Here is a 1,699-nt window from a genome sequence, read left to right on the forward strand (position 1 = left end):
AAAAAGTATTAGAGATCATGCTCGCAATAGAACTCATCCCAATGTAGATAACAAGGTAATTTCTCAACAGCTAGATGATTTGGTTAAACCTTGTGTCTATCAGCAGTTAGCGTACTATCGCTCTTTAGGAATGCGAGCTAGAATTTTGAGTTTGCCATTAATGCTGGCAGCAGTATTGACTCTTGTTTGGCGACAAGTGCCATCAACCAGAGAATTAAATCGAATGTTAGCCAGAGAAGATTTACTGTGGGCAAAAGCAACTAAAGTTTCTCAACAAGCATTATCTCAAAGGCTTTTGACTTTTCCCGCTTCTATGTTCGAGCGCGTTTTGAATGATTTATTAGTTCTACTCAACCAAAGATGGCATCAAAGACAACAGCGTCCTCTTCCTCTAAGTGTGGCTTATGCCGAGAGATACTTTAAACAATTGTGGATTGTCGATGCTTCGACATTAGAGGCAATATTTCGGAAGCTCAAAAGTCTTGAGACTTCAAAATTAGGTAAATTAGGGGGGAGAATTTGCGCGATTGTAGACCTGAAGACTCGTTATCCAGTTCAAACTTGGTTTAACGAACGTCCGTACGCTCATGAAAGCAATTTCTTGCCTCAATTATTAGAACTAATTACGCCAAAAACATTATTACTGCTTGATCGCGGATTTTGGAACTATAACTTATTTGAGCAACTGATTTTAGCCCAATCAGATTTTGTTACCAGACTTAAAACCAACGCCCAGTATCAATCAATTTTGATTTTGAGTCAATCTTCTACTCATCGAGATACCTTAATTCAACTAGGGACTGGTTATCAGGGCAATCCGATTCTCGATCTGCGTTTAGTTGAAATTCGTCACGGTTCATCTTGGTATCGGTACTTAACTTCAGTCTTGAAGCCTGAAGTTCTACCTCCCTATGTGGTAGCCGAGCTTTACTCCCGTCGTTGGCGCATCGAAGACAGCTTTCTTCTACTCAAACGCTTGTTGGGCTTGAGTTATCTTTGGACTGGTTCGATTAATGGTATTAAACTTCAGCTTTGGGCTACATGGCTTTTATATGCTGTTCTCATCGATTTATCTGATGAAGTTGCCGACGAGTTAACCCTACCTATGAATTCCATTTCTGTGGAAATGGTTTTTCGTGGCATTTATCACTTTACCCAAGCCTTAAATCAAGGTTTTGCCACTGACATTATTGCCTATTTAACTGACCCTAAAAATCGAGACTTAGGCATAGTCAAATCCACTCGTCCAAAACGAGGTAAACCACCCCTTGACTTATCTCCTTTTCCCTCTTGACAAATAGCTTTTAGGCTTAACTTGTCACCAATGACCATTGACTAACAGAAAAGTGAGAAATATTATTTTTCAAAAATCAACACAGATGATAGAATTTGAGCTTCTAAAAAGAGGGGACAACCCACAGGACAACCTGGGGGACAACCTGGGGGACAACCGCCAAACCCTTACTAGATATGGATAGGGACAACTGGGACAACCTTTTTCTAAACAAGAGGAAAACCTTGCATAACCTCTCACCTTTATGTGACAATTACGGAATTGTCACATAACTCTTTGAGGTGTCAAATAATTTTCTTTTAAATGAATCCTCTGATAGTTGTCCAGGTTGTCCCAACCCAGACCTGGCTTGGCTTCTATGGTTGTCCCAAGGGTTGTCCCAAGGGTTGTCCCAAGGGTTGTCCC

The 1,699-nt window shown here is 40.6% G+C and carries 1 protein-coding gene; it reads left to right on the top strand.

All coding sequences use genetic code 11. The features are described from left to right. Nucleotides 1-1,294: IS4 family transposase (locus tag H1P_RS33145; RefSeq protein WP_222427368.1), on the top strand; the 1,294-nt coding region annotated here is incomplete at its 5' end. Nucleotides 1,295-1,699 lie beyond the last annotated feature (405 nt).

Origin of the sequence: Hyella patelloides LEGE 07179 (assembly GCF_900659865.1) — a bacterium.
GTDB lineage: Bacteria > Cyanobacteriota > Cyanobacteriia > Cyanobacteriales > Xenococcaceae > Hyella > Hyella patelloides.